The organism is Janthinobacterium sp. SUN100 (assembly GCF_030397705.1).
GTDB classification, from domain to species: domain Bacteria; phylum Pseudomonadota; class Gammaproteobacteria; order Burkholderiales; family Burkholderiaceae_D; genus Janthinobacterium; species Janthinobacterium kumbetense.
The window spans coordinates 179,795-200,300 of the sequence record NZ_JAPUBU010000006.1 but is presented as its reverse complement, the minus strand read 5'-3'; the positions used below and the strand labels follow the sequence as shown (position 1 = coordinate 200,300).

General features: G+C 62.3%; 22 protein-coding genes. 10 read left to right on the top strand and 12 right to left on the bottom strand.

From position 1 onward, the window contains the following. Window positions 1-8 precede the first annotated feature (8 nt). The 3 genes from O0881_RS26570 to rpoH all read left to right on the top strand — a co-directional run bounded on the left by O0881_RS26570 (window position 9) and on the right by rpoH (window position 2,974). Window positions 9-746 (top strand): ATP-binding cassette domain-containing protein, encoded by a 738-nt coding sequence (locus tag O0881_RS26570; RefSeq protein WP_077399798.1) that lies wholly within the window; start codon window positions 9-11, stop codon window positions 744-746. Continuing rightward, a complete protein-coding gene (gene ftsX / locus O0881_RS26565; RefSeq protein WP_099665445.1) occupies window positions 743-1,663 on the top strand; it encodes a permease-like cell division protein FtsX in 921 nt (306 codons plus the stop codon). The genes O0881_RS26570 and ftsX overlap by 4 nt, the downstream gene beginning before the upstream one ends. Window positions 1,664-2,074: 411 nt before the next feature. Further along, complete coding sequence (rpoH, locus tag O0881_RS26560) at window positions 2,075-2,974, top strand: RNA polymerase sigma factor RpoH (protein ID WP_289913645.1); 900 nt, start codon at window positions 2,075-2,077, stop codon at window positions 2,972-2,974. A gap of 90 nt (window positions 2,975-3,064) precedes the next feature. Here rpoH and O0881_RS26555 read toward each other — a convergent pair whose 3' ends face one another. Beyond that, complete coding sequence (locus tag O0881_RS26555; RefSeq protein ID WP_077399791.1) at window positions 3,065-3,331, bottom strand: hypothetical protein; 267 nt, start codon at window positions 3,329-3,331, stop codon at window positions 3,065-3,067. A 178-nt stretch (window positions 3,332-3,509) separates the two neighbouring features. On the opposite strand from O0881_RS26555, the gene O0881_RS26550 reads away from it, so the two are divergent. Then, window positions 3,510-3,962: a hypothetical protein gene (locus O0881_RS26550; protein WP_289913644.1), complete on the top strand. Its 453-nt coding sequence runs from the start codon at window positions 3,510-3,512 to the stop codon at window positions 3,960-3,962. Between the two features lie 3 nt (window positions 3,963-3,965). Here O0881_RS26550 and O0881_RS26545 read toward each other — a convergent pair whose 3' ends face one another. Continuing rightward, window positions 3,966-4,313: an antibiotic biosynthesis monooxygenase gene (locus O0881_RS26545; protein WP_289900380.1), complete on the bottom strand. Its 348-nt coding sequence runs from the start codon at window positions 4,311-4,313 to the stop codon at window positions 3,966-3,968. Beyond that, the gene (locus O0881_RS26540) at window positions 4,310-5,437 is read right to left on the bottom strand and encodes a cytochrome P450 (protein ID WP_289913643.1); all 1,128 of its coding nucleotides are present in this window, start codon (window positions 5,435-5,437) and stop codon (window positions 4,310-4,312) included. The genes O0881_RS26545 and O0881_RS26540 overlap by 4 nt, the downstream gene beginning before the upstream one ends. 76 nt (window positions 5,438-5,513) lie before the next feature. Between O0881_RS26540 and O0881_RS26535 the strand changes: the two genes are divergently transcribed. The 3 genes from O0881_RS26535 to O0881_RS26525 all read left to right on the top strand — a co-directional run bounded on the left by O0881_RS26535 (window position 5,514) and on the right by O0881_RS26525 (window position 9,108). Further along, window positions 5,514-6,212 carry a helix-turn-helix transcriptional regulator gene (locus tag O0881_RS26535; protein WP_251351060.1) on the top strand — a complete coding sequence of 233 codons (699 nt, stop codon included), beginning with the start codon at window positions 5,514-5,516 and terminating at the stop codon, window positions 6,210-6,212. A gap of 139 nt (window positions 6,213-6,351) precedes the next feature. After that, a complete protein-coding gene (locus O0881_RS26530) occupies window positions 6,352-7,206 on the top strand; it encodes a DUF3667 domain-containing protein (protein ID WP_289913687.1) in 855 nt (284 codons plus the stop codon). 249 nt (window positions 7,207-7,455) lie between these two features. After that, window positions 7,456-9,108 (top strand): patatin-like phospholipase family protein, encoded by a 1,653-nt coding sequence (locus O0881_RS26525; RefSeq protein ID WP_289913642.1) that lies wholly within the window; start codon window positions 7,456-7,458, stop codon window positions 9,106-9,108. Between the two features lie 70 nt (window positions 9,109-9,178). Here the strand turns inward: O0881_RS26525 and O0881_RS26520 are convergent, their stop codons facing one another. The 5 genes from O0881_RS26520 to O0881_RS26500 form a co-directional block, all read right to left on the bottom strand. Continuing rightward, on the bottom strand, window positions 9,179-9,397 hold the full coding sequence (locus tag O0881_RS26520; RefSeq protein WP_034784905.1) for a hypothetical protein: 219 nt from the start codon (window positions 9,395-9,397) through the stop codon (window positions 9,179-9,181). A 204-nt stretch (window positions 9,398-9,601) separates the two neighbouring features. Beyond that, a complete protein-coding gene (locus tag O0881_RS26515) occupies window positions 9,602-10,183 on the bottom strand; it encodes a TerD family protein (protein WP_099665451.1) in 582 nt (193 codons plus the stop codon). 34 nt (window positions 10,184-10,217) lie between these two features. Next, window positions 10,218-10,913 (bottom strand): TIGR00266 family protein, encoded by a 696-nt coding sequence (locus O0881_RS26510; protein ID WP_289913641.1) that lies wholly within the window; start codon window positions 10,911-10,913, stop codon window positions 10,218-10,220. A gap of 72 nt (window positions 10,914-10,985) precedes the next feature. Next, window positions 10,986-11,561, bottom strand: coding sequence for a TerD family protein (locus O0881_RS26505; protein WP_070222543.1), 576 nt, complete (start codon window positions 11,559-11,561; stop codon window positions 10,986-10,988). Window positions 11,562-11,692: 131 nt separating this feature from the next. Further along, a complete protein-coding gene (locus tag O0881_RS26500; protein WP_076568380.1) occupies window positions 11,693-12,766 on the bottom strand; it encodes a DUF475 domain-containing protein in 1,074 nt (357 codons plus the stop codon). 117 nt (window positions 12,767-12,883) lie between these two features. Between O0881_RS26500 and nhaR the strand changes: the two genes are divergently transcribed. The 3 genes from nhaR to O0881_RS26485 all read left to right on the top strand — a co-directional run bounded on the left by nhaR (window position 12,884) and on the right by O0881_RS26485 (window position 16,718). Then, window positions 12,884-13,798, top strand: a complete 915-nt coding sequence (nhaR, locus tag O0881_RS26495; RefSeq protein WP_289913640.1) for a transcriptional activator NhaR — start codon at window positions 12,884-12,886, stop codon at window positions 13,796-13,798. A 124-nt stretch (window positions 13,799-13,922) separates the two neighbouring features. Further along, entirely contained in the window at window positions 13,923-15,257 is a 1,335-nt protein-coding gene (locus tag O0881_RS26490; protein WP_289913639.1) for an MFS transporter, read from the top strand. A gap of 120 nt (window positions 15,258-15,377) precedes the next feature. Then, the gene (locus O0881_RS26485) at window positions 15,378-16,718 is read left to right on the top strand and encodes a hemolysin family protein (RefSeq protein ID WP_099668233.1); all 1,341 of its coding nucleotides are present in this window, start codon (window positions 15,378-15,380) and stop codon (window positions 16,716-16,718) included. Here the strand turns inward: O0881_RS26485 and O0881_RS26480 are convergent. The 4 genes from O0881_RS26480 to O0881_RS26465 are packed head-to-tail and all read right to left on the bottom strand — an operon-like array spanning window position 16,715 to window position 20,496. Then, on the bottom strand, window positions 16,715-17,794 hold the full coding sequence (locus O0881_RS26480) for an AI-2E family transporter (protein ID WP_289913638.1): 1,080 nt from the start codon (window positions 17,792-17,794) through the stop codon (window positions 16,715-16,717). The genes O0881_RS26485 and O0881_RS26480 overlap by 4 nt on opposite strands. 42 nt (window positions 17,795-17,836) lie before the next feature. Next, window positions 17,837-18,430: an SCO family protein gene (locus O0881_RS26475; protein WP_289913637.1), complete on the bottom strand. Its 594-nt coding sequence runs from the start codon at window positions 18,428-18,430 to the stop codon at window positions 17,837-17,839. Beyond that, window positions 18,427-19,326 carry a heme o synthase gene (gene cyoE / locus O0881_RS26470; RefSeq protein WP_070258805.1) on the bottom strand — a complete coding sequence of 300 codons (900 nt, stop codon included), beginning with the start codon at window positions 19,324-19,326 and terminating at the stop codon, window positions 18,427-18,429. Before cyoE ends, O0881_RS26475 begins: the two co-directional genes overlap by 4 nt. Next, window positions 19,327-20,496 carry a COX15/CtaA family protein gene (locus tag O0881_RS26465; RefSeq protein WP_289913686.1) on the bottom strand — a complete coding sequence of 390 codons (1,170 nt, stop codon included), beginning with the start codon at window positions 20,494-20,496 and terminating at the stop codon, window positions 19,327-19,329. Window positions 20,497-20,506: the final 10 nt, after the last annotated feature.

Sequence of the window (20,506 nt, the reverse complement as noted above, 5' to 3'; positions counted from 1 at the left end):
GCCTATACATGATTGAATTTCAGCACGTCTCCAAGCAATACTCCGCCGACGCCGTGGCGCTCAGCGATATTTCCCTCAATATTGCCAAAGGCGAGCTGGTGTTTTTAGCGGGCCCGTCCGGCGCCGGCAAATCCACCTTGCTGAAAATGATCGCCGCCATGGAACGCCCCACGTCGGGCAAGCTGATCGTCAATGGCCAGGACATGGCGAAGATCAAGCCGGCCGGCGTGCCCTTCCTGCGCCGCAACATGGGCCTGATCTTCCAGCAACAAAAATTGCTCAACGACCGCTCCATCCTGGCCAACGTCATGCTGCCGCTGCTCGTCGTCGGCGCCCACAAGACGGCGGCCGAACAGCGCGCGCGCGCCGCGCTCGATAAAGTCGGCTTGCTCGACCGCGCCATGGCGCGTCCCCTGTCGCTGTCGGGCGGCGAGCAGCAGCGCGTATCGATCGCGCGCGCCATCGTCAACCGGCCGCAGATCATCCTGGCCGACGAACCGACGGCCAACCTGGACCGCGCCAGCGCCAACAAGGTGCTCGACGCCCTGAAAGCGTTTCACTCCGTGGGCGTGACTTGCCTCATTTCCAGCCATGACGAACAGATGCTCGACGCCGCCGCCCGCGTGATCCACCTGAAAAACGGCCAGCTGGTGGCCATCGACAAGGCCACGCAAGCGCCCGTGTTCGCGCCGCCCGACCCCGATTTCGCCCCCGGCGCCGGGGATGACGCGGGAGAACAGGCATGAGAGGCTGGTTCCGTCAACATCGCTTCGCCCTCGGTTCGGCGCTGATCCACTTGCGCAAGTCGCCGGGCGGCTTCCTATTGAACGTGCTCGTCGTCGCCATCGCCCTGTCGCTGCCGTTCGCCGGCTTGACCATGCTCGACAATGTCCGCCCCATGTCGGAACAGATGTCGGTCGACCCGGAAATCAGCGTCTTCCTGAAGATCGATACGCCGCGCGAGCAAGCCGTGGGCCTGGCGGGCGCCATGCGCAAGATTGTCGGCGAGCAAAAGGCGAAGATCGTCTTCATCCCGCGCGAACAGGCGCTGGACTCGCTGAAAAACAAAAACGGCCTGGCCGACGTGCTGAGCACCCTGGGCGACAATCCCTTGCCCGACAGCTATGTGCTGAAACTCGATGCCTTCAGCAGCGCCAGCGAAGCGCAGGATGTCGATGCCGTGGCGGAACAGCTGCGCCACTTGCCCGGCGTGGAATCGGCGCAAGTCGATTCGGCCTGGGTCAAGCGCCTGGCGGCCCTGCTGGGCGTGCTGCGCCTGGTGCTGCTGCTGCTGGCCATTACCCTGGGCGTGGCCGTGATCGCCGTCGTCTTCAACACCATCCGCCTGCAAGTGATGCAGCAGCGCGATGAAATCAGCATCTCGAAATTGATCGGCGCGACGGACACCTTCATCCACCGCCCCTTCTATTACACGGGCGCACTGCTGGGCTTGTGCGCCGGCGCGCTGGCGCTGGGCGCCGTGGCGCTGGCCTTGCAGCCGCTGAACACAGCGATTGCCGAGTTTGCCCGCCTGTATGCGTCCGAATTCCAGCTGGTGCCGCTGGCGCCGCTGCCGATGGCCGGCTTGCTGGCCGTCAGCGCCGGCCTGGGCCTGATCGGCGCCTTCCTGTGCGTGCAGCGCCATCTGGCGCGCCTGAACTGACCTTCTTTCCCATGGCGGCGCCTCCGGTGCCGCCATGCACCCTCCCCATACTGCTGTTATCTTGATATTAAGCAAGTATTCTTAAGGTTCGCTTCAGCCAGAGGCCGTAGACTGGCTACGTTGTCGTGAAGCGGCCTGCAGCAGTGTTCAGATCGCTATTCAGACATATTTATCAGGCATTCATTCGCCATAGCATTTAGGCTATCAGATCGATTAAATGTGCTGATTGGCACTCTCAAGCAGAGAGTGCTAATATAGGGACATACCAACAGCAGAACCGCCATGGACGCCAGATCAAGATGGTGCCGCGATCTGCAAAGTGCAAGACCGAATACGCAAAAACGACGATACAAGCTGCCACGTCGCGTGACGTGGCCAACTGGAACAAAGCAAGACTACGAGGGAGAAAACATGACTATGATGTCCGCAACGTCCGCATTGGTTCCGACCAAAAGTAATGCGCTGGGCCTCGGGTTCACTGGCAATCTGGGCAATATCGACGCCTATATTTCGGCCGTGAACCGCCTGCCCATGTTGACCCACGACGAAGAAATTTCGCTGGCGACACGCCTGCGCGAAAAAAATGACCTGGCCGCCGCGCAAGAACTGGTGCTGTCGCACCTGCGCCTGGTGGTCTCGATTGCCCGCGGCTACCTGGGCTATGGCTTGCCGCACGCCGACCTGATTCAGGAAGGCAATATCGGCTTGATGAAAGCCGTGAAACGTTTCGATCCGGACCAGGGCGTGCGTCTGGTGTCGTACGCCATGCACTGGGTGAAAGCCGAGATGCATGAGTACATCCTGAAAAACTGGCGCCTGGTCAAGGTCGCGACGACGAAGGCGCAGCGCAAGCTGTTCTTCAACCTGCGCAGCCACAAGACGGGCCTGGATGCGATGACGCCGAAGCAGATCGATGCGCTGGCCAAGCTGCTGGACGTGAAGCGCGAAGAAGTGATCGAGATGGAAACGCGCTTGAGCGGCCGCGACATCGCGCTGGAATCGCCGACCGACGATGAAGACGACAAGTTTTCACCGATCGCCTACCTGTCGTCTGAGCAAAGCGAGCCGACCAAGGTGCTGGAAGCGGAACAAGTGACGCGCCTGCAATCGGAAGGCCTGGAAACGGCCCTGGGCAAGCTTGACGCCCGTTCGCGCCGCATCATTGAAGCGCGCTGGCTGGCCAACGACGACGGTTCCGGCGCCACCCTGCACGCGCTGGCGGAAGAGTTCGGCGTATCGGCCGAGCGCATCCGCCAGATCGAAGTGGCGGCCCTGAAAAAAATGAAGGGCGCGCTGGCGGCCTACGTGTAATCGCAAGCAATGCCGCAATGTAAAAGGCGCCGCAAGGCGCCTTTTAGTTTTACTACTTGATGTTTATCAACAGATAAACATGGCAGCCAGTTAAGCTGCAGCCAGGCCCTTGCTGATCAATTCAGCAACGACTTCATTCAGATCCGCGCCGCGCTCCTTGGCCAGGGTCTGCAATTGCAAGACCAGATCGCTGTTCAGCTTGACGGCGAATGGCACCAGGCCCAGGGCCTGGTCGCGCTTGCGCTGTTCGCGGCGGTCGACGACCACCGCTTCCTTACCGAATGCACCGGCGCCGGGAACATTCATCTTTCCCATCAGTTTCTTGGCATCGCTTTTGGCCAGGTCGGTTTTTTTCATGGTTGTTTCCTGATTTTCAAAACAGCCATTCTACGCAGTAATCGGCGCGCCGCGTGGCTCGCGCCTCAATTCATCGGCAGCACGCCAATAGTGCGCCGGAAAAATATCATTTTGTTACTATCATTTTATCCCACGCGTGAACAAGCACGCCGGGGACGCACCACCTGAAAGGAAAAACATGTCTACTCTGAACCGCTCTTACCGCACCGTGCTGCTTCCCCTGTTCTTCGCCTGCCTGGCCATGCTGGCCGGCTGCGGCGCGGCCGGCAGCGCCGGCGACGCGGAAAACACGCCGCGCAGCGTCACCCATGTACTTTCGCCGGGCGAACAAGTGGCCATCACGGCCACCGATACCCTGAAACTCGAACGCGTCAACGACAGCCGCTGCCGCAAGGGCGCCGTGTGCGTGTGGAAAGGCTACGTCAGCTACAGTTTCAGTTTGCTCAACAGCGCGGGCACGACCGACATCGTCCTGTCCGATTCCATGCCCGGCGCCGCCAGTTCCGTCACCGTCAACCACCTGACGTTCACCTTGCTCGACGTCGACCCGGCCACGCCGCCGGCCCTGAATGCGGCCGAACCCACCTACCGGGTCAAGGTGAAAATCACCCAGGGCGCGCTGCCCCGCTGATGGCTAGGCATCGTGGCGCCGCTGGCTGTCTTCGGGCGCCTGCTGCCGCTCCAGCATGCCGTAATCGCGCACGACGGCGGCGATGCGCAGCCGGTAATCGTCGAACACGCCGTGCCGGCCGGCCGATTGCGCCGCGCGGTGCGCTTCCAGCTGCCGCCACTGCGCCAGCGCCGCCTCGTCGCGAAAGAACGACAGCGACAGCAGTTTGCCTGGCTCGCTCAGGCTGCTGAAGCGCTCGATGGAAATGAAACCGTCCACCTCATCGAGCAGGGGCCGCAGGGACGCCGCCAGGTCCAGGTACTGCTGGCGTCCTGCGGCACTGGGCCAGACCTCGAAAATCACGGCGATCATGCTGTTTCTCCGGCGCTAAAGACAGGGATGCGGGCGTTCAGCGACGGCAGATAACGCCACGCCAGCGGCAAGCTGTCCAATGCCCCGGCCCACGCCTGCAGGCAGGCCGTGGCGATGGCGAGCGCGATGGCCTGGCCCGGGCAGGCGTGGCGGCCATGGCCGAAGCCCGACTCCGCCTGGCCGGCGCTGGCCAGCACGACGAGGATCATCTGCCCGGCCGGCACGCGCACGCCATTGCACTCCGCGTCTTCCGCCGTGTAGCGGCGCGTGTTGTGGATGGCGGGATCGCGCAGGCTGACTTCGCGCAGCATGGCCGGCCACAGCTCGGGCGCGGCACTCAATTGCGTGGGCAACTCCGGCTGCGCGCGCAAGGCCACGATGGCATTGCCCAGCAAACCGGCCGTGGCGTCGCACGTCTGCGACAGCAAGCCCACGAGGTTGGCCAGCACGCCGCCCGACGCTTGCCAACCCAAGGCATCCGCCTCGGCCACGATGGCGGCCAGCATGCTGCCGGGCCTCACGTCGCCCGCGCGCAGCAGACGGCCAAAACTTTGCAGCAAGGCCTCGGCCGCCACTTGCGCGCCGGCCAGTTGCTCGGCATTGCTCAGCGGCGACAGGCAGGCGACAAACGAACGCGTCCAGGCGGCCAGCGCCGGCCATTGCGCTGGCGCAAAGCCCAGCAAGTCCGCCATGGCGAACAGGGGCAGCTCAAAAATCGCATCGTTCAGCTGGTCCGCACTGCCGGGCACCCGGTCACCGGCAAGATGCAGCGCCCGCCGCTGCAGGCTCTCCATATCCACCTGGCCCAGCGCGCGCGCCAGCACCTGTTTTGGCAAGGCATGCCGTTCGCCATCGTTCATACGCACCAGTTCGGCAAAGATCGCGCCGCACGGCGTGCCCGCCAGAGTATCCGGCACCGGCTGGCCGGTCGGGCGCACGCGGCAAGCGGGATGTTCCAGCACGGCCCGCACGCCGGCCGCGCCCGTCGCCAGCCAGCAGTCGAGCTGCGCATCGAATCGCAGCGGCGGGCCGTCCGCCAGGCGGCGATAGTAATCGTACGGCGCCGCGTGGGTGACGGCAGATAAAGGGTCGGCGGGGTCGGTAACAGAATCGGTGAGCGGCATGCGGCTTCCATTGCAGTGAGGTAGGGAGCAGAGTATGCTGGCCCTTCCACCACAACACTTCGCTAACGGACGAATCATGGATGACAAGCATCAAGCCCGCACGGCCGACATGGGACTGGCGCAACTGGCCGGCGCCATCGCCGAACCGGCCCGCGCGCGCATGCTGTGCAGCCTGCTCGACGGCCATGCGCGCACGGCCACGGAATTGGCGGCGCTGGCCGAGGTGGGCGCTTCGACAGCCAGCGCGCATCTGAGCCGGCTGCGCGACGATGGCTTGCTGTCGATGCTGGCGCAGGGCAAGCACCGCTACTACCGCCTGGCCAGCATGGAGGTGGGCCAGGCCCTCGAAGCGCTGCTGGTGGTGGCCGGCGTGGCGGCGACGCCGTTTACGCCCACCACGCCGGACCGCCTGCGCCATGCACGCACCTGCTACGACCACATGGCCGGTACGGTGGCCGTCGCCCTGCATGACCAGTTGCACACGCAAGGCTGGCTGCTGGACGATGGCGGAGAATATCGTTTGTCGGAAGCGGGCGCGGCTGGCATGGCGGCCCTGGGCATCGACGTGCCGCAATTGCAGCGCCAGCGCCGCCGCTTCGCCTGTGCCTGCCTGGACTGGAGCGAACGGCGCGCCCACCTGGGCGGCGCGCTGGGGGCGGCCCTGCTGCAGCTGGCCCTGCGCCAGCGCTGGGCCGAGCGCGAACTCGACAGCCGCGCCCTGCGCCTCACGCCGGCCGGTGAACAACGCCTGCTGGCTGCCTTCCGTGGCGCCTGACCGGCGCAGGATTTTGTATCTCGGAAGCAACTAGAACGCGAAAAAATGCGCTTTTATCATTGTTTTCATTCATCATATGCTGCGCCCTTGAGCGATCATCTTTACCTTTCGGCCATGGAAAGAGTCCATCTTGAAAACAGTGTCATCCAGCACGCATCCCGCCAGCACCTGCCATAACTGCCATACCGATGCGCCAGGCAACTTCTGCAGCGCCTGTGGCCAGACAACGGCCGTGCACATGCCCAGCGCGCGCGAATTCCTGCATGAATTTGTCGCCCATTATGTGGCGCTCGAAGGCAAGCTCTGGCGTACCTTGGCCCTGCTGCTGTTCCGCCCTGGCGCACTCAGCAATGAATACCTCGCGGGACGCCGCGTGCGCTACGTCGAACCGCTGCGCGTCTACCTGACCTTCAGCATCCTGTTCTTTGCCATCCTCAAGTTCAGCAGTCCCGACGTGTTCCTCACCGTCCACGACCAGCAAGCCCAGGTAGGCGCCCATGGCCCCCGCCAAACTCCGGAAAACCAGACGTCGACCATGCAGGTCAGCATTTTGGGCCAGACGCCCACCCTGCCGCGCCAATGGCAAGACTTTGAGCAACTGCCCACGGCCGAGAAACAAAAACTCGTGGTGGAAAGCTTTTTCCATTACGCGCCGTACGCCATGTTTTGCCTGATGCCGCTGTTCGCCCTGTTCCTGAAAATCCTCTACCTGGGCAGCGGACGGCGCTATGGCGAGCATTTCCTGTTCGCCCTGCATACGAATGCCTTCGCCTTCATCACGATGGCGCTGATGCTCCTCATCCCCGTCGACTTGGTCCGCCTCGTGCTCGGCGCCTGGCTGCTGGCCTACCTGCCCTGGGCCATGTGGCGCGTGTATCCAAGCGGCAAACTCGCCACCGTCTGCCGCTGGCTGCTGCTGATGGTCGCCTACAGCCTCGCCATGAGCCTGGCGATCGTGGCCTGCATCGCCATCGGCGTGATGCTGCGGCATTAAGTTACGCCACCAAGAGGCGCTCTGGCGATCCTGCTGCCAGCGGACGCTCCACCATTGATGCAGATCAATGACGATGGCTTGTGGCCGCTGGCACTGGGCGTGCTGGCGCACGGGCCATGCCTGCGCGCGCTGCAACGCTGTCCTGCCCGCTTATCAGCTGAATAGCTGAATAGCTGATTATTGCCGGGTTTGCTAGAATCGCACACGTTTCCGTCCGTATCCCAACCCCTGACTACGCACAGATCACGCATGCATCCACGTTTGTTCGCTCCATTTATCCTCGTTGCGCTGCTGAGCGGCTGCACGGTACTCGCCCTGCGCCCCAACAGCGGCGTCGAAAACCGCACGTTTGCCGTGCAGGAAACCCCGCGCCTGCGCATCGACGCGCCCAAGGCGCGCATCCAGAATCCCATGCCCAACGACCACTTCATCGGCATCGCCCTGTCCGGCGGAGGCAGCCGCGCAGCCAATTTCTCGGCCGCCTCGCTGGAACAGCTGGAACAGTTCGGCCTCGTCAGCGGCGCCTCGGCCATTTCCGGCGTCTCGGGCGGCGCCATCGCGGGCGGCTACTATGCGCTGCATGGCAAGCAGACGGACTGGCCCTTGCTGCGCAGCAAGCTGAAAACGGATTTCTTTGGCCAGACCATCTTGAAACCCGCCAACCTGACGACGATGTTGTTGACGAACAAGACGCGCACCTCGTTCCTGTCCGACGTGCTGGATGATGTGCTGTACGACAAGAAAACCTACCAGGACTTGCCGCACGGCGGCCCCATCTTCCTGGCCAACGCGACGGACGCCACGGATGGCGGCAAGCGCGTGGTGTTTTCCTACGAGTATTTCTACAGCACCCTGCATTCGCCGATCCAGGATATCCGCCTGGCCACGGCCGTGGCCACCTCGGCCGCCTTTCCCGGCGTGTTCGATTCCGTCACCTTCGAGCGTTTCCGTCCGAAAAACAGTTTCGTGCCGGAACTCGGTTCCGAGTCGCGCGAATCGCCGTCCTACGTGCACCTGTTCGATGGCGGCGCGGCCGACAACCTGGGCGTGGAAACCCTGTGGGACGTGGCCCTGACGCAGCTGTACGGCAACGACATGGCCGTCGTGCCGCCGCGCCTGAACAGCAAGCCCTTCATCCTCATTTCCATCGATGCCAACGCGCCCAATTCCAGCGCCGTCTTTGAAAAGATGTCGGACGAGCGCCAGCCGCTGGACCGGATTTTCAACAAGAATATCTACGACGCCGTCGACGCCCTGTTTTCGCGCCAGCGCAAGGAAAACCTCGTCAAGATGGGCTTTGGCCAAGCCCGCTTCGATACCATCACGCATGAAAACTTTGGCGACCTGAGCCAGAAATTCGTCAAGAGCAAGCGCACCTCGGCCTTTGCCATCCCCGTGCTGTGCCGCCCCCACCTGGGCCAGTACCGCTGCGAAGTCGATGCGGCCGATCCCTTGCCGGGCCAGATCCGCACGCGGCTGGAAGGCTTTGCCTGGCACATTTCCATCGATCAGATCGCCTCGCTGGCGCTGCGCCTGGCCAGCGAAGACGTGCACGTCGACAGTGCCCGCAAGGAAGAACGCGCCGCCCTCGTCAAGCTGCAACGGCTGGCCACGCAGACGAAAACCCATCTGAAGCTGACGGGCCCGGAAAATTGCAGCCCGGAAGTGTTGCAATCGGCCCTGTACAGCGCCGCGCGCGTGCTGATTCTCGACGACGAGGAATCGCGCTTCGCCCTGTGCGACTACATGCTGGCGGGCCAGCTGATCAATGACGACACCGTCTGCAAGCAGCGCTATGTCCACGCAGTGCCCCGCTTCGCCATCGAAAGCGAAGACTTGCAGTACCGCAATCTGAGTTCGGACGGCAATTCCGTGAACGTGCCGATCCGCTGCAAGAAGTGAGCGCGCACAAAAAAGCCCACACGATCGCTCGTGCGGGCCTTAGCGCAAGGATACCTGGCGCCCGGTTGATTTAGATCAACCGACTACGCCTGCGCATGTAGCTGCGGCTTAACGCGCCTTCCAGTTCCTGCTCCGTCTTATGCTGGTTCACCGTGTACAGGGCCCACAGGGCCGCCGGCGCCCAGCCGATCACAGTGCACTGCAAGATCAAGGCGGCGGCACCGGCCAGCGGGCGCCCCAGCATGAAAAACGTGAGACACGGAAGTAGCAAGGCTATCAGCAATCGCATCACGACATACTCTCCTTCAATATAGAGCAGCGGACAAGGGCCGGTATCCGGTCCGTCCCCCGCCCGCTGCGTACTGCTCCTTAATAAAGTCTGGCAAAATCGTCGCGAGCGAATGCGAGTTGCGGCCGAGAAGCGCAGCTGTGCGAATGCACAGTGAGCATCACAGGCCGCAAATCGCGGCGCGCAGCAGATTTGGCCAGACCTTTATAGATGCACGGATATCTGGGGCATCAAGTCGTCAAAGGTGCGACCGTTGCCGTTTTCTCCGATGGCGTGCATCTTCCATTCGCCGTTATGGCGGTACAGCTTGGCCATGATCTGTGCCGTGTGGGAACCTTGCACAGACAGGTTGAAACGCGCGACTTCCTGGTTATTGCTGGCATTCAAGATGCGGCAATAGGCGTTTTCCACCTGCGAGAAGTTCTGGCCAGTAAAGCTGTTGACGGTGAAGACGAGACTCTTCACGTGCGCCGGCACTTTCGACAGATCGACATTGATCTGTTCGTCGTCGCCATCGCCCGCGCCCGTGCGGTTGTCGCCCGTGTGGACGATGCTGCCGTCCTTGCTTTTCAGCTGGCGGAACCAGACGATGTCGGACGTGCTCTTGTTGTCGTCGAACATGACGCACGAGGCGTCCAGGTCGACGGCTTCCGTCTTCGAACCGAAACCGAGGAAACCCTTGGTCTTGGCCGCATCCCAGCCCAGGCCCATGGTGATACGGGTCAGGGTGGTACCAGCTTCTTTGTCCAGAGAAATCTTCTGGCCCTTGCTCAAATTGACAGACATACGCATAGCTCCTGTTTGGTTGGTTACTGCTTGATTACGCCGGCTTGCTTTGGGTCCAGGCGAGGAAGGCTGCGCGGTTGCGCGAACACACGAGGATTTTTCCCGTGCCTGAAAACTTCAGCACCATGCCCTCGCCGCTGGTCTGGCTGTTGATCAGGTTACCCAGAAAGCCGCCGCTGCTGCCGGTCGTCATGGAAATTTCGTATTGCAGGCGGTTGTCCCAGCACACGACGTGCGAGTTATCGATCACCACCTCCTTGCCAGGCGTCACTTCGAGTATCGACATCGCGCCAAAACCGGACACCGCCAACTGGCCGCTGCCTGCCGTCTCGGTGATGAAAAAACCACCGCTCTGGGCAAACAGCGCATTGCCAAGGCTTTGCGTGCGCACCTTCAATTCCACGCCAGACGTGGCCGCCACGAAGGCGCCGTCGCTGATCATGTATTGCTGGGCGCCAACCTCGAGCACCCGCATCGCGCCGGGCAAGGTGGGCGACAGCAGACAATCGCCGTCGCCCCGCATGGCCTCGATATGCTGCTGAAAGAACGATTCCCCGTTGGCAAAGGTGCGCATCAGCGCGGCGCCTATGCCACCCGTCATCTTGCCTTTCAGCTCAAGATTGGTTTCCATCATCACCATCGCATTGGATTCGCAATAAATCTTCTCGCCCTTGGCAAGCGACACATGCAGGAACGGGTCGACGTCCCCGGTAATAGTAAAAACTGGCATCTGACTGTTCCTTCCTCAACTAGGTAATGATGGGGGCGGCCCGCAGCGCGGACCGCCTTTGCTATTGACGACTTAGACGCCGACGCCGAACGAGGCAGCTAATGGGCCCAAACCGCCCTTGTAACCCTGTCCGATGGCCTTGAATTTCCAATCGCCGCCATTGCGGTAGATTTCGCCGAAGACCATGGCCGTTTCCGCCGAACCGTCTTCCGACAGGTCGAAGCGGGCGATTTCCGTGTTGCCGTTGGCATTCACGCAACGCACGTACGCCTTCGACACCATACCAAAGTTTTGCTTGCGCGCTTCGGCATCGTGAATCGTGACGCAGACGGCGATCTTGTCGATCTCGGCCGGCACCGTGGCCAGGTCGACGACGACGGTTTCATCGTCGCCATCGCCGGCGCCCGTGGTGTTGTCGCCCGAGTGGGTGACGGAGCCGTCGCTCGATTTCAGGTTGTTGTAGAAAATCATGTCGACGTCGGCGCGAACCTTGCCGTCGGCCTTCAGCAGGAACACGGAACCGTCGATGTCGAACGCGGCGCCGTCGGTGGCGCGGGCATCCCAGCCCAGGCCGATGATCATCTTCGAAATGCCAGGGGCTTCCTTGCTCAGGTTGACGTTGCCGCCTTTTTGCAGACTGATTGCCATGATGTATTACTCCTATGTGGGTTGTGTAAGACCAAACACCTGGCGTCCTCCACCGGCCTGACTCCCCAGGCCGGCGGCGACGCTTGCTACAACTTGCCGACAAACGGGTGTAGTCGTTTGTCGCGCATTCTTTACACTGCCTTGACCGCTTCCAGCGCTTCCGTCCGGCCTTCTTCGAGGGCCATCCTGCGCTTGTAGCGGATCGACGACCACAGTGAGGCGAGGATGAAGGCCACGCCGATCAGACCCGTGAAGATCTCGGGAATGTGGAACTTCATGCTGACCAACATGATCACGGCCAGGATACCGATCGCATAGTGCGCGCCGTGCTCCAGATAAACGAACTCGTCGAGCGTGCCCTTGCGCACCAGGAACACCGTCATCGAACGCACGAACATCGCGCCGATCGCCAGGCCCAGCATGATGATCACGACATCCTTGGTGATGGCAAACGCGCCGATCACGCCGTCAAAGCTGAACGAGGCGTCGAGCACTTCCAGGTACAGGAAGCCGCCAATACCGCCGCGCTTGACGATGTCGCCCACGTTGCCGTCGCCGTTATCGCCTTCCAGCAAGCCGCTGACCACATCGACGCCCACGTAGGTCAAAATACCCCACAGGCCGGCCGTCAGCACCACCAGTTTCTGGCCTTCTTCGATCATCGACAGGCTGGCCATCAGGGTGCCCAGCGCGATCATCACGGAAATCGACGAGATCTTGCCCAGCGCGCCCAGTTTTTCTTCAATACGGCCCAGCCAGTGCGTTTCCTTCTCCGAGTCCAGCAGGAAGTTCAGGAATACCAGCAGCAGGAAGATGCCGCCAAAGGCCGCCACTTCCGCATGGTGATTCGTCAGGTGCATCGAGTACTGTTCAGGATTGCTCAGTGCCAGATTCCATACTTCCATCAAGCCCAGGTCGGCCGCTTGCGCCACGATGACCAGCGGAAACACCAGACGCATGCCAAAGACGGCGATGATGATGCCGACGCCCAGGAACAAGCCCTGCCAGAACTTGTCCCAGTTCTTCAGCACCGAGGCGTTGACTACCGCGTTGTCGAACGACAGCGAGACTTCCATCACGCCCAGGATCACCGCGATACCGAGCGCCGCCAGCATCGTCTGCACGCCGCCGTGCGTGTAACCCCACCAGGCGGAAATGCCCAGGCAGATAAATGTCACTAGAAATGACACTCTGAAATGTTTCATCGATAGTTCCCCTTTATCCAAATTCAATGGAACGTAGTATAGGGACGTGTGACACATTTAAAAATAGAAGATAATGGAAGCATTACTTCGTAAAAACAGAAGATAGAGGATGCAGCGATGAAAACCACCGGTTTCAATTACCGCCATTTGTACTTCTTTTGGGTGGTCGCCAAGGAAGGCGGCGTGACGCGCGCGGCTGAACGGCTGGGACTGGCCGTGCAAACCATCAGCACCCAGCTGGCCCTGCTGGAAAAGGAACTGGGCAAGTCGCTGCTGCAACCGCAGGGGCGGCGCCTGGTGCCGACGGAAGCGGGCCGGCTGGCGCTCGGCTACGCGGACCAGATTTTCCTGCTGGGCGAGCAGATGCAGGAAGCGCTGGCCGACACCGACGCGGAAAAGATGCGCCTGACGGTGGGCATTTCCGATTCCTTGCCGAAACTAATGGCGTACCGCATGCTCGACGCCACGCGCAGCCTGGACAAGCCCGTCAAGCTGGTGTGCCTGGAAGATGAATTCGAATCCCTGCTGGCCGACCTGGCCCTGCACAAGCTGGACCTGGTGTTGACGGACCGCGCGGTGCCGGCCGGCGCCAGCCTGCGCGTGTCCAGCCACCTGTGGGGCGAGAGCGCCATGAAGCTGTTCGGCATCCCCGCGCTGGCCGCCCAGTATCGCGACAATTTCCCGCACAGCCTGCACGGCGCCCCCTTTTTACTGCCCGCGCGCAACAACGCCTTGCGCGGGCGCATCGAAGAATGGATGGTGCAGCAAGGCGTGCGTCCCGACGTGGTGGGCGAATTCGAGGACAACGCCATGCTCAACGCGTTCGGCCGCAAGGGCCTGGGCCTGTTCTTCGCCTCCGCCAGCCTGGCGGCCGATATCGAAGAACAATTCGGCGCCGTGCTGGTGGGCGACGCCTCGTCCCTGCGCGAGCAGTTTTACGTCATTTCCAACGAGCGCAAGATCATGCATCCGGCCCTCGACGTCATCCTGGCGGCCATCCAGGGCCAGCCGAAGATTCACAAGGAAACCTGATAAATCCATTCGAAAATAACGTTTGAATAATTAATCAAAAGCGATTGTAATGAAGCCTGAGACAAACACGCGCCCCTCCCTCGCCGGCAGGGCGCGACCACCATAAAAAAACAGGAGCGGCACCATGTCCACGGCAGGCAAGACGATCGATATTCCCGATCTCATCAATAACAACAAGATCGGTTCCTTCCAGATCGGCATGCTGATCCTGTGCGGGCTGTGCGTCATCATGGATGGCTTCGACGTGCAGGCGATGGGCTATGTGGCGCCCGCCATCATTGCAGACTGGCATGTGAGCAAGGCCAACCTGGGGCCCGTGTTCGGCGCGGGCTTGCTGGGCATGCTGGTCGGCTCGCTCGTCTTCAGCATCACGGCCGACAAGTTCGGCCGCCGTCCCGTGCTGATCGGCTCGACCATCTTCTTTTCGCTGTGCATGCTCGTCACGCCGCTGGCCACCACCATCGAACAATTGCAGCTGATCCGTTTCATCACGGGCCTGGGCCTGGGCGCCGTGATGCCGAACGCCATGGCGCTGGCCGGCGAATACAGCCCCCTGCGCAAGAAAGTCACCCTGATGATGCTCGTCTCGTGCGGCTTTACCCTGGGCGCCGTGCTGGGCGGTTTATTGTCCGCCGCGCTAATTCCCGCATTCGGCTGGCAATCCGTGTTTTACGTGGGCGGCGTCGTGCCGCTGGTGATCGGCGTGCTGATGTTCTTCCTGCTGCCGGAATCGATGCAATTCCTGGTATTGAAGAAACGCAAGCTGGATAAAGTCGCCCAATGGCTCAAGCGCATCGATCCGACGGTGACCATCACGGCCGCAACCCAGTATGTCGTGCATGAAAAGGAACACAAGGGCGCGCCCGTGCTGCAATTGTTTACGGGCGGCCGCGCGAAGATGACGATTTTGTTGTGGGTCATCAACTTCATGAACTTGCTGAACTTGTATTTCCTGTCGAACTGGCTGCCGACGATTGCCAAGGAAGCGGGCCTGTCGACGGCCAACGCCGTGCTGGCCGGCACGGCCCTGCAAGTGGGCGGCACCATCGGCACCCTCGTCATGGGCCAGCTGATCGACCGCTCCAGCTTCCGCCGCATCCTGCTGCCCTGCTTCCTCGTCGCCGCAGTCGCCATTGCCCTGATCGGCCGCCCGGACGTGTCGCTGGCCTTCCTGTTCATCACGATCTTCATCGCCGGCTTTTGCGTGGTGGGCGGCCAGCCTGCCGTCAACGCCCTGGCGGCCAGCTACTATCCAACCACCCTGCGCTCGACGGGCATCGGCTGGAGCCTGGGCGTGGGCCGCATCGGCTCCATCATCGGCCCCGTGCTCGGTGGCGAGCTGATCCGCCTGAACTGGCCCAACAGCACGATTTTCCTCGTCGTCGCCATCCCGGCGGTGGTCTCGGCCGTCATGGTGTTTGCCATGCGCGGCGGGCCGCAAACGGCGGCCAAAGACTGAACAAGCGTGAAAAACCTGCCGCGCCCGCCTGCCTGCACGGGCGGCGAGCGCGGCTAAATTAGGCTATGGCGCCCTTCGTCGTTTAAGATGTCGTTTTTACAGCCCATCTTCAGCGCCCCCATGCACAATGTCTTGCTAGTCCTGCTCGCCCTCTTCCTGGTCGCGCTGAACGGTTTTTTTGTTGCCGCCGAGTTTGGCATCGTCACCTTGCGGCGCACGCGCATCCGCGCCATCGCCAAGACGCAGGGGCTGCGGGGCCGCATCCTGGCCAAGGTGCATGGCCAGCTGGACGCCTACCTGTCCGCCTGCCAGCTGGGCATCACCCTCGCGTCGCTGGGCCTGGGCTGGGTCGGCGAACCGGCCTTCGCCGGCTTGCTCGAGCCCCTGTTCGGCGCCATCGGCGTCACCTCGCAAGAGCTGATCCACGGCGTGTCCTTCGTCGTCGCCTTCAGCGTGATTTCCTTCCTGCACATCGTCGTGGGCGAACTGGCGCCCAAATCGATGGCCATCCGCAACCCGGAAGCCGTCGGCCTGTGGAGCGCGATTCCCCTGTACGGTTTTTACTGGACCATGTACCCGGCCATCTACCTGCTCAACGCCAGCGCCAACTGGGTGCTGCGCCTGGCGGGCCTGTCCGGCAAGGGCGGCCACGACGCCCATTATTCGTCCGAAGAGTTGAAACTGATCCTGCGCACCAGCCAGCCGGGCGAGAAATTTACGCGCGACGAGCGCAACATCCTGGCGCAATCGCTTGATTTCGAACAAATGACGGTATCGGACCTGATGCGCCCGATCAATGAAGTGATCGCCCTGCACGCTTCCAACACCCTGGAAGAAAACCTCGACACGGTGCTGCGCAACCGCTTCAGCCGCTACCCTTATTTCGACACGAATGAAGACGACGTGCTGGGCGTGGTCCACTTGAAAGACCTGTTCTTTGCCCAGCAGGCGGGCAAGCCGATCACCTCGCTCACGCCGTTCCTGCGTCCCGTCGACGTCATTTCCGCGCGCACGCCGGCGCTGGAACTGTTCCGCCGCTTTCGCGACGGCGCGCCCCACTTCGCCCTGATCGGCGAAAAGGGCAAGCGCCCGCTGGGGTTCATCACCCTGGATAACTTGCTCGGCGCCATGGTCGGCGAAATCCGCGATGAATTCCGCCGCAATGAAAACGACTGGCTCAAGCAAAGCGACGGCACCCTGATCGGCAAGGCCAGCCTGCCCATCTTTTCGCTCGAACGCATCCTCGGCATCGATATCGAAAACGAGGAACTGGGCCTGGACGACGTGGAATCGGTGGGCGGCTTGATCATGGTCAAGCTGGGAGATATTCCAAAGCAGGGCCAGCGCATCACCTTTGTCGACTTCGACATCGTCGTCAAGAAGATGAACGGACCCCGCATCGTGCTGATCAAGGTGATCCCGAAACAGGAACGCGACCTCGATGCGGACTTGCGCGATTAATCTTTTTTCAAGGTAAGCGTATCCTTACCCTGCGGCACGGTGGTTTCGCCCACCGTCCACGTTTGCAGCAAGCTGTACAGTACCGCCAGCAGGGTCGGGCCGATAAAGATGCCGACGAAGCCGAAGGCCAGCACGCCGCCCAGCACGCCCAGCAGCACCAGCAGGAAGGGCAAGCTGCTGCCGCGGCTGATCAGCATGGGTTTGACCACGTTGTCCACGCCGCTGATCAGCAGCGCGCCCCACACCAGCATGAAGATGCCCCAGCCCGTCTGCCCGTCGGTAAACAGCCAGATGGCGGCGCCGCCCCAGATCAGGGGCGGGCCCACGGGAATCAGCGAAAAGATGAAGGTGGCCACGCCCAGCAGCGCCACGGCCGGCACGCCGGCGATCAGGAAACCCACCACCGCCACCAGCGCTTGCGCCAGCGCCGTGCCCAGCAAGCCGTACATGACGCCGCGCACGGTGCGGCTGATGGTCAGGCCCACGCCGGGCGCGCTGTCGCCGATGATGCGGCCTGCGCCCGCCATCAGGGCGCGGCTCAGCTGCTGGCCGTCGCGGTAGAGGAAGAAGCTGACGAACACGGCCAGGCTGGTCTGCGCCAGGCCCGTGCCCAGCAGGATGCCGCCGGAAGCGAGGAAGTGGCGCGCCGGTTCCAGCATGGTCTTACCCAAATTCAATAATTCCTCGCGGTCAGCCAGCAGGCGCTGCACATAGCCGTCGATGGTTTCGCCCACCACGGGTATGCTGGCCAGCCAGGCCGGCGGATGCAGTCCGCCCGATTCCAGCGCCGCGCGCAGCTGTTCATAGATGCGCGACACATTGTCGGCCAGATTGTAGGTGACGAGGGCCAGCGGCAGCACGATGACCAGGATCAGGGACAGGGTCATGATGGCGGCGGCCCAGTTGCGCCGGCCTTTCAGGCGTTCGAGCAGGAGCAGATACAGGGGCCAGCTGGAAATGCCCACGCAGGCGGCAAACAGCATGGCGGCGAGGAAGGGCCGCAAGACGAAAAAGCAGCCGATCAACAAAAAGATGATGGCTGCCAGACGGGCGTGGGGCTCGAAACGTTTATCCATGTACTGCGTATCCTGAAGATGGCGCCCGGGGGCGCGACCAGGTCAGGATAGCAGAAGTTTAAGATCGTGCGCGATGGCGGCCGGCTTTTCGCCGTGGCGCACGAACAGGCGGATCTTGCCTTCGCGGTCGAAGACATAGGTGCCGGCCGTGTGGTCGACCGTGTAGCTTTCGTCCGTCTCGCCCTCGACCTTGGCGTAATACACCTTGAATTCCTTGGCCACCTTGGCCGTCGCGGCCGCATCGCCATACAGGCCGACGAAACGCTTGTCGAAGGCGGGCACGTACTGCGCCAGCAATTCCTGCGTGTCGCGCTCGGGGTCGACGGTGACGAACAGCACTTGCACCTGCTCCGCCTGCGGACCCATTTCCTGCATCACCTGGGCCATGTCGGCCATGGTGGTGGGGCACACGTCGGGACACTGCGTGTAGCCGAAGAACATCAGCACCAGCTTGCCCTTGTAGTCGGCCAGGGTGCGCGGGTGGCCCGTGTGGTCCGTCAGCGCGAACTCGCGCGCATAGCCGAGGCCCGTCACGTCCGTGTTCTTGAAGGCCAGCTTGGGCGCGGCCGGCTTGCCGCAGCCGGCCAGGACGGCGACCAGTGCGGCCGCCAGCAACAGTGTCAGGGTTTTTTTCATGTTCCGAGGGGAATGTAGTGGTCGACCAGCAAAGCCGCGAACAGCAAGGCCAGGTAGATGATGGAAAACGTAAAGGCCTTGCGTGCGATCAAGTCCGTGTAGTGGCGGTACATCTTCCACGCGTAATACAGGAAGCCGGCGTTGAGCACCACGGCAGAAGCCAGGTAGATCAGCCCGCTCATGCGCACGGCATACGGCAGCAAGGTGGTGGCGGCCAGCGCGATCGAGTACAGCCAGACGTGGAATTGCGTAAACTTCAAGCCGTGCGTGACGGGCAGCATGGGCAAGCCCGAGCGCGCGTAATCGTCGCGGCGGTACATGGCCAGCGCCCAGAAGTGCGGCGGCGTCCAGACGAAAATGATCAGGACCAGCAGCCAGGCCTGCATCGGCACGTCGTTGGCGACGGCCGCCCAGCCCAGCGCAGGCGGCATGGCGCCGGACAGGCCGCCGATGACGATATTTTGCGGCGTGGCCGGTTTGAGCACCATGGTATAGATCAAGGCATAGCCGACAAAGGTGACAAAGGTCAGCCACATGGTCAGCGGATTGACCAGGTGGTACAGGATCGCCATGCCCAGGCCGCCGATCACCAGCGCGAACACCACCGTCTGTTTCACCGTGATGTCGCCCATGGCCATAGGGCGGCGCGCCGTGCGGGCCATGCGCGCATCGATTTCGCGCTCGGCCAGGCAATTGACGGCAAACGCGGCGCCGGCCAGCAGCCAGATGCCGATGGTGCCGAACACCACCGCATGCCAGTCGGGCAACTCTTCGCTGGCCAGGAACATGCCGATGACGGCGCAAAACACGGCCAGTTGCGTCACGCGGGGCTTGGTCAGCGCCCAATACTGGGCGATGCGGGGGGAAGGTTTACGGCTGATGGTCTGAGTAGTCATTTATGCGGTACGGGAAGGACTGGCTGGTGCCGAGGGCACTGGCGCGGCGGCGGAAGCAGGTGTCCGCGCTACATCGAGTTGGAATTTAGCCTTGTAGTTTAACATGGTCAGCAATAACACGAGCAGCGCCGCCCCGCCGTTATGCATGACGGCAATCGACAGCGGCCAGCTCAGGTAGATGGTCGCCAGGCCCGTGGCCGCCTGCAGGGCCAGCACCAGCGCCACCCAGCGGGCCGTGCCGCGCAAGGACGGCAGTTTCCACGCGCGAAACACGGTATAGCCGATGCCGGCCAGCACGATGAAGGCGAAATTGCGGTGCACCCAGTGGATGGCCGTCAGCGCGGAAAACGGCAAGTAATGGCCGGCGGCCGTCTTGCCCAGCTCGCGCCACAAATGGAAACCATGCTCGAAATCCATTTCCGGAATCACCTTGCCGCCGCACAGGGGGAAATCCGTGCAAGCCAGGGTAGCGTAATTGGTGCTCACCCAGCCGCCCAGCGCGATCTGTACCGTCAACAGCACGAGCGACATGACGGCCAGCGCGCGCACGGGGCGCAGCACTGCAGCATCCGCATCGGCCCGCTTGATAGGCGCCACGGCATGGTCCTGGCGTCCGCCCAGCCACGTCAGCATGGCCAGCAAACCCATGCCCAGCAGCAAGTGGATGGTGACGATCACCGGCTGCAGCTTCAGGGTGACGGTCCACGCGCCGAACGCGCCCTGCAGGCAGACGAACAGGAACAGGGCCGTCGGCAGCGCGGGAGCGAATTCCTGCCGCTTGCTTTTCTGCCACTGGCGCCACGCCTGCACCATCATCGCCACGATCAAGACGCCAATGGCCATGGCCAGGTAGCGGTGCGTCATTTCGATCCACGCTTTCACGACCGTCACGGGGCCCGTCGGCATCAGGGTTTCCGCCGCCACGATGTGCTCGTGCGCAAGGAAAGGATTGGCAGAACCATAACAGCCAGGCCAGTCAGGGCAACCCAGGCCGGAATCGGACAGGCGCGTAAAACCGCCAAACATGATCAGGTCGACCGTCAAAAAGACGGCGATCCACACGAGCTTGCGGTACTTGTTGGCGTCCGCGGACACCCAGACCATGGTCAGCGGCAGCAGCGCCACCAGCAGACCAGTCAAGCCCAGCTGGGCCAGCGCGGAGAGATGCATCGTCGGCATG